This window comes from Methylobacterium sp. BTF04 (assembly GCF_010692745.1).
Classification (GTDB): Bacteria; Pseudomonadota; Alphaproteobacteria; order Rhizobiales; family Beijerinckiaceae; genus Methylobacterium.
Genome location: NZ_JAAHTB010000086.1, coordinates 1 through 6334 on the forward strand (window position 1 = coordinate 1; position 6334 = coordinate 6334).

Sequence of the window (6334 nt, forward strand, 5' to 3'; positions counted from 1 at the left end):
CATTTGCGAGCATTTCGAAGCATGGCAGTCCGGTTTAAGCGGCTTCGGGATGCTTTGATCTGTTTCGGTTCGCTTCAGAATCTCGGCGCTCTGCACTTCGATTTGCGAGCGGCGGCTTAGGTGGTAGGCAAGGCTTGATCCGAACGCAGGCGACGGGTTTGGTGCCATCCGAGGCCTGCCGACGCTTCAGTGCGTGTGGTGTGATACCCCCACTGCTACCGTCCTTCTTACCGTATCTCTACCGTGCCTTGCCGCTATCTACCGTACTAATGTTAGACCTACCGTACTCCTGCCGCTACACCCAGTATTCGGCGGCACTGTCAGCGGCGGCGGCGGGCTCATCCTGGACGGACAGTCGCCCACCGGGCCGATCGAGATGGTGAGCGAGAACCTCGACGCCCTGGCGGCTTTGCAGGCCATTGGCCGGATCTGGAGTGCCATCGTCGCTAGCCTCACCGCATAGGACCTTGCCACTGCGAACAGGACGTGAAGTGGGCCAGGGGCGGAGCTACGACGCGAACAGAAGATCGAGATCAGCCTGCGTCATCGCGAGTGTCGGTGCGCCATCGTGGTCGAACAGCGATTGGGCCAGCGCGCTCTTGCGCTCTTTCAGGATCTCCATCTTCTCCTCGATCGTCCCGGTCGCCACGAGTTTGTGGACGAACACCGGCTTGGTTTGTCCGATCCGGTAGGCACGATCGACAGCCTGATCCTCAACGGCAGGGTTCCACCACGGGTCGTAGAGGATCACGGTGTCGGCCGCGACGAGGTTGAGCCCTGTCCCGCCTGCCTTAAGGCTGACGAGGAAGACGCTGACAGCTCCCTCCTCGAACACCCGGATCGCCGCCTCGCGGTCGCGGGTTTTCCCCGTTAGGAGCGAGTAGGAGATCGCTCGAGCAGTGAGTCGTGCCTGGATGAGGCTCAGCATCGACGTGAACTGCGAGAACACGAGGATTCGGCGCCCCTCGGCGAGCAGCTCGACCAACATCTCATCCAGCCGGTCGAGCTTGGCTGAGCCGGCATCAACCATTCGCCGCGCCGGCTTACGGTCAGTGATCTTTCGCGTCGGACCGGCTTTGCCGTCGGCGCTGCCCTCACCGGCCTGCTTCAGGAGGCGCGGGTCGCAGCACGCCTGCCGCAGCTTCAGTAGGGCGTCGAGGATGATGATCCGGCTGCGCGCCCAGCCCCGTTCGGCGATCGCGGCGCTGACGCGCGCGTGCATGGAGAGCCGGATCCCCTCGTAGACGTCGCGTTGCGGGCCCTGGAGGTCGATGCGCTCGATGATCTCGGTCTTTGGCGGCAGCTCGCGGGCGACCTCCGCCTTGGTCCGGCGCAGCAGAAACGGCTTCACACGGCGGGCGAGGAGGCGGCTGCGCTCACGGTCGCCCTGCTTCTCGATCGGGCCGCGCCAGATCCGCGCAAAGCTCTTGCGGTCGCCGAGCAAACCGGGACACGCGAAGGCGAATAGCGACCACAGTTCGTCGAGATTGTTCTCCATTGGGGTGCCGGTTAGGCAGACGCGGTGATCGGCCTCGATCCCGAGCAGCAGCTTCGTCGTCGTTGCATTTGGGTTCTTAACTGTCTGCGCCTCGTCGAGGAGCAGTAACGGCCATGTCCGGGCGGCCAGCACGGCATGATCGCGGGCGATCAGCGGATAGGTCGTCAGCACGAGGTCGTTGTCGGCAATCTCGCTGAACCGATCGGCGCGGTCGTGCCCATGCAGGGTGAGGACGCGCAGGCTGGGGGCGAAGCGCTCCGCCTCCCGACGCCAGTTCGCCATCAGGCTAGTCGGCGCTACGACCAGCGCCGGACCGTCGAGCCGGCCTTGGTCCTTCTCGATGGCCAGAAGCGCTAGCGCCTGCACCGTCTTGCCGAGCCCCATGTCATCGGCAAGCACGCCCCCGAAGCCGACTTCGCGCAGGAATGCGAGCCAGGACACGCCTTCGTGCTGGTAGGGCCGCAGCGTCGCAAGGAAACCAGGCGGTAGGATTGCAGGCGGGATGCCGCCGGCCTCGCCGAGCCGGCGCCCCATCTCGCGAATGCGCTCGCCGCCGGACCAGACAGCATCAGGTATCGCCGCTTCGAAGGCCGCAAGTCCAGCTGCATCGGCACGACTAAGCCGCAGCCGGCCCTCGCCGGCCCAGTTGCCAAGCGCGAGGTCGCGGATAGCGGCGACAATCGGTTCGAGCCGCTTTGCCGGAAAAGCGAGAACGCGACCATCGCCCAGCGGCACGTAGGCGGCTTCGTCGGTCTCCGCCGCCGCCTCGACCATCGCGAGATCGAAGCCGGGTGCAGCGATCATCGCTATGATCGGACCGATAAGGTCGATCCGCTCGCCATCGACCATGACGCCAAGATGAAAGTCGAACCAGTCGATGCCCGAACTTTCGTGGACCTCCGCCTCGACGGTATCGCCGGCCCGCAATAGCCGTCCCGGGAAGTCGTCCGAGACCGCGATCTCCCAGCCCTCCGCCCGAAGTTTGGGCAGGACGTGGTACTGGACGTCGAGCCAGGCGAGGTCGTCACCGTCGGGCACGAAGTCGCGCGTGTGCGCGGCCGGGACCCGGGCCCGATGCTCGGGCAGCGGGGCGAAGCCGTTGGCCAGCAGCGTGGCGACAGCGCGTCGTTCCGCGTCGGCATCGCGATGGACCTCGATCAGGCGTCCGGCACTCAGGCGAGTAACCACCGGCTTGGCTTCGCCCAGCGCGGTGACGACGGACTCGTAGCGGAAGGAGAGGCGCCCTAGCCCGATCCGTTCGAGCACGGGTGGCACGCCATAGCCATAGTAGCCGTAGGCTGGTGTCACCTCAGACGGCAGATCAGCGGCGAATAAGCGGAAGACGGGGGTCGGGAGAACCCCGAGCATCCGTTCTCGCCTCGGCTCCGGCGCCGCCAAGGCAGCCAGGCCGGGGACGCGCTGTGTCAACGCGCGGTTGAACTCGGCCACCGCCTCGGCAGGGACCTCCGGAGCGGCCAGGAGTGTCGCGGCGACGCGTGGTGGATAGGGCGTCTCGACGACGCCGATGAGGCCTTGCTCGGGATCGACGTAGACTGGCGGCGTCGCGCCAAGCACGATGCCTTGGCCGTCGAGTTCGAGCCGCGGAACGAAGGCAGTCTCGCCGACTGGTTGCCAAACAAACCGGCCTGAGCGTGAGGGACCCGTTGCCAGCACTGATCCGTTGATGTCGAGCCAGCGCGCCCGCCCGGTCGCCAGGATATCGGCCAGAACGACGGCGCCGCCGTCATGGGCGAGGCTGTCGGCCGCCCCACTCCCATGGGTACGCCGAAGTAGCATCGCCGCACGGAGGATCCGTAGGTCCGAGGGTCTGAGGAACTTGGCAGGGTTTCCCGACAGGGCCGCGCCGCTCTCGTAAGGTCGGCTGCTATTGGAGAAGCGGCCGTTTTTGAGTAGGCGTGCAGACAAGGCGCGAAAGCCAAGGCGGGGGACGCCATGACCGAATGGCATCGGACTGAGGACGTAGACGAGGCGTTGGGCGAGACCGGCGGGATAGTCCTCCTCGGCCATGGCGTGGGCTCGGTCGAGATCGTCGAGCCATGCAGCCAAGCCCGGCATTGGCGCTCCGCGGGCAGGCGATGCGATGGAACGCGGTGCTGGCGCTAAGAGGATCTGGGCGACGCGCTCCTCCGACGAGGGGGGAGCGAATGCCTTCGCCGGTTGGAGGCCTGATAAGAGGACAGCCGCAACATGCTTGCAATTAAAGCCGACTGGGCAGGTGCAATCTCCGAAGATAGTCACGCCGCCGCGCACGGCTTCGATCGTGATCGTCTGCTCGTAGGGCCGGCGTGCCGTGCCGAGCACCTGTCCTGACACGACGTCGTCGTCCTGCTCGAACGTGAGAACACGGCCTTCACGCACATAAGCTCGTGCGGCCTCGAAGGCTTTCCCTCCAAATTCGCGGAGGATGTCTTTCTCGCTGTAGCGCTCCATGGGATCGCGTGCGGGGCCTTCTCAATTGCTGAGGTCGATTTCCATTCAAGCGGGAGCGATCGGGGCTCTGTCAATCATCGATACTCGCGCCGGCTTCCGACCAGCGTCGAGGTCTGACCCGGCATTGATGAGGTCGAGAGGTCCGGAACTGGAAAACGCTTTCAATGGCATTCCAGAGAAAAACCGTTCGTTTTCGGAGAGTCCTACCTCTAGATATCAAACCGCATCGCTTTGATTCATAATGATGATTCGCTCGGTAGGAGGGAAACATGGCGATGCTATCGTGCAAGGCCTGCAGTGTGAATAGGCGCCGTAGCGTGACCCCTGTGAGATGAAGCGTAACCTCCTGTTTGTTGTGCGGAATTTTTGACTTAGGTGGGGTCATGATCGGCGCCGATCGTGACCCCACCTTAATTAAAAAATCTTAATATATTACAGAAGCTTAAGCTGGTCTGCGGGAGGGGTCGCGCTTCAACGCTTATTCACACTCTAAGGCTCTGATTTTCTATTGGAATATGAAGGCGAGGCGGGGTCATTCTTGGAAGCTTTTTCACATGCAGCCGTTGCTGCGACCCTTACATGGTCGACCGCGCAAGACGCTGGGCTGGAGAACACTGGCTGAGGCGCTTGACCAATGCCTCGCGCAGATCGAAAAACACGGCATTGCGACGACCGGTTGAATCCGCCCAGTATACGAGCGAACCGTTCCAGCGCCTCATGGCGGATCACGGTATCACCTGCTTCATGAGCCGGTCCGGAAACGTCTGGGACAATGCCGCGATGGAGAGCTTCTTCTCGTCCCTGAAAACCGAACGGACGGCTCGAAAGACATACCGCTCGCGAGACCAGGCTCGGGCCGATGTGTTCGATTACATCGAGCGCTTCTACAATCCGAACCGCCGGCACTCGACCCTCGGCTACGTCAGCCCCGTCGAGTTCGAGAAACAGGCCAAATTCGCTTAGGATCGTGTCCACGGAACCGGCAGCAGGCCATATGCTTAAAAACGCGTAATCGAAGGCGCGTTCGCGTTTGCGACAGGCCCTCTGTGGCATGCTTGATCCAGTCTTGTCAGCGGAACAATCGCAACCCCGCGCCAGCAATGGTGAGGCCACCGACGATGAGGAGGCCAGCCACCCACTCGAATGCGGGCCTGCGATTTGCGATGGCTGCTAAAACTCCGCCCACAATCAGAAATAACAAGCTTAGAAATAATACCACTGTAGATAATTTTCTCAGACCTGAATGGTCTGGCCTGTACTCGCCAGGCGCCGGAAAAGTTTCACTGCGGAGATGGGGATGCACAGTCCTATCGGGCCTGTCGCAAACCCGCGACGTTTACCCCGTGTTGACCATACGGCCCGCATGGCGCCTCCAGTCCCGGAGGCCGTCCATGATCCTGTCCGCCATCGCCTCGAAGCTGAAGCAGCGCGCCAAGGCCGACTTCAAAGGCCGGCACTACGAGGCTGCCCTGATCGTGCAGGCCGTCTCCTGGTACCTGCGCTACCCGCTCAGCTACCGCGACATCGAGGAGCTGTTCCTGGAACGCGGGGTCGAGGTGGACCACTCCACCCTGAACCGCTGGGTCTTGGCCTACGCGCCAATGATCGAGAAGCGACTGCGGCAGTTCCGCAAGCCGCACTGCGGCTCGATCCGCATCGACGAAACGTACATCAAGGTGCGGGGTGAGTGGCGCTATCTCTACCGGGCCGTCGACAAGCACGGCAATCCAGTCGATTTCCTGCTCACCGCCAACCGGGATCTCGATGCCGCCAAGCGCTTCTTCCGCAAGATGCTGCAGGATCAGCCCCTCCTCGCCCCCGACCGGATCGGCACTGATGGCGCCGGCACGTATCCGCCGGCCATCACCGAGAGTCGGAAGGCAGGCCTGCTGCCACGCACGCCGATCCACTACGTCACCAAGCATCTGCAGCAGGGGAACGAGAGCGACCACTTCCGGGTGAAGCGATCGATGCCGCGGGTCGGCGGCTTCCGCTCGTTCAACACGGCGCGGCGTACGATCCAGGGCTGCGAGGCCATGCTCTGGCTGCGCAAGGGCTTCGGGTTCGCTGGCGAATGGACGGTGCGCGAGCAGAACCAGCTACTCGCGCTCTGCTTCGGACTTCCCCAGGCGAACAAAGCGTGAAAGTGGGACGGAAAAGGTTGTTCCGCGTCTCAGATTCAAATTTGCGACACGCCCCCGGCGCTCGAACTCCCTGTAGAGATCGCAGAACCGGGAGTAGCCGTAGCCGTCCGGATGGGTCTCCCGGTACTCCTCCCACAGCACGGTCAGGTTGACCCCGGACCGGCGCATCTCCCGGATGACGGAGGGCCAGTCCGGCTCGGGCAGGCGGCGCATGCCCTGCTTCACCCCGGCCCGGGCAAAC

At 63.4% G+C, this 6334-nt stretch carries 2 protein-coding genes and 2 pseudogenes; 2 read left to right on the plus strand and 2 right to left on the minus strand.

Annotated features, from left to right (window positions below):
• Positions 1-508: 508 nt before the first annotated feature.
• Positions 509-3949 (minus strand): DEAD/DEAH box helicase, encoded by a 3441-nt coding sequence (locus G3T14_RS22665; RefSeq protein ID WP_163644769.1) that lies wholly within the window; start codon positions 3947-3949, stop codon positions 509-511.
• 684 nt (positions 3950-4633) lie between these two features.
• Between G3T14_RS22665 and G3T14_RS22670 the strand changes: the two are divergent.
• Both G3T14_RS22670 and G3T14_RS22675 read left to right on the plus strand, forming a co-directional pair.
• Positions 4634-4912 (plus strand): annotated as a pseudogene (locus G3T14_RS22670) (IS3 family transposase); the annotation flags it as partial.
• Positions 4913-5340: 428 nt separating this feature from the next.
• Complete coding sequence (locus tag G3T14_RS22675) at positions 5341-6093, plus strand: IS6 family transposase (RefSeq protein ID WP_163644770.1); 753 nt, start codon at positions 5341-5343, stop codon at positions 6091-6093.
• Here G3T14_RS22675 and G3T14_RS24830 read toward each other — a convergent pair.
• Positions 6049-6334, minus strand: a pseudogene (locus tag G3T14_RS24830) (hypothetical protein); the annotation flags it as partial. The gene G3T14_RS22675 and the pseudogene G3T14_RS24830 overlap by 45 nt on opposite strands.

What these genes read in the sequence shown, in the direction of transcription:
- G3T14_RS22675 (WP_163644770.1), top strand. Translation starts at nt 5,341, where the DNA reads ATGATCCTGTCCGCCATCGCCTCGAAGCTGAAGCAGCGCGCCAAGGCC.
- G3T14_RS22665 (WP_163644769.1), bottom strand. Translation starts at nt 3,949, where the DNA reads ATGGAGCGCTACAGCGAGAAAGACATCCTCCGCGAATTTGGAGGGAAA.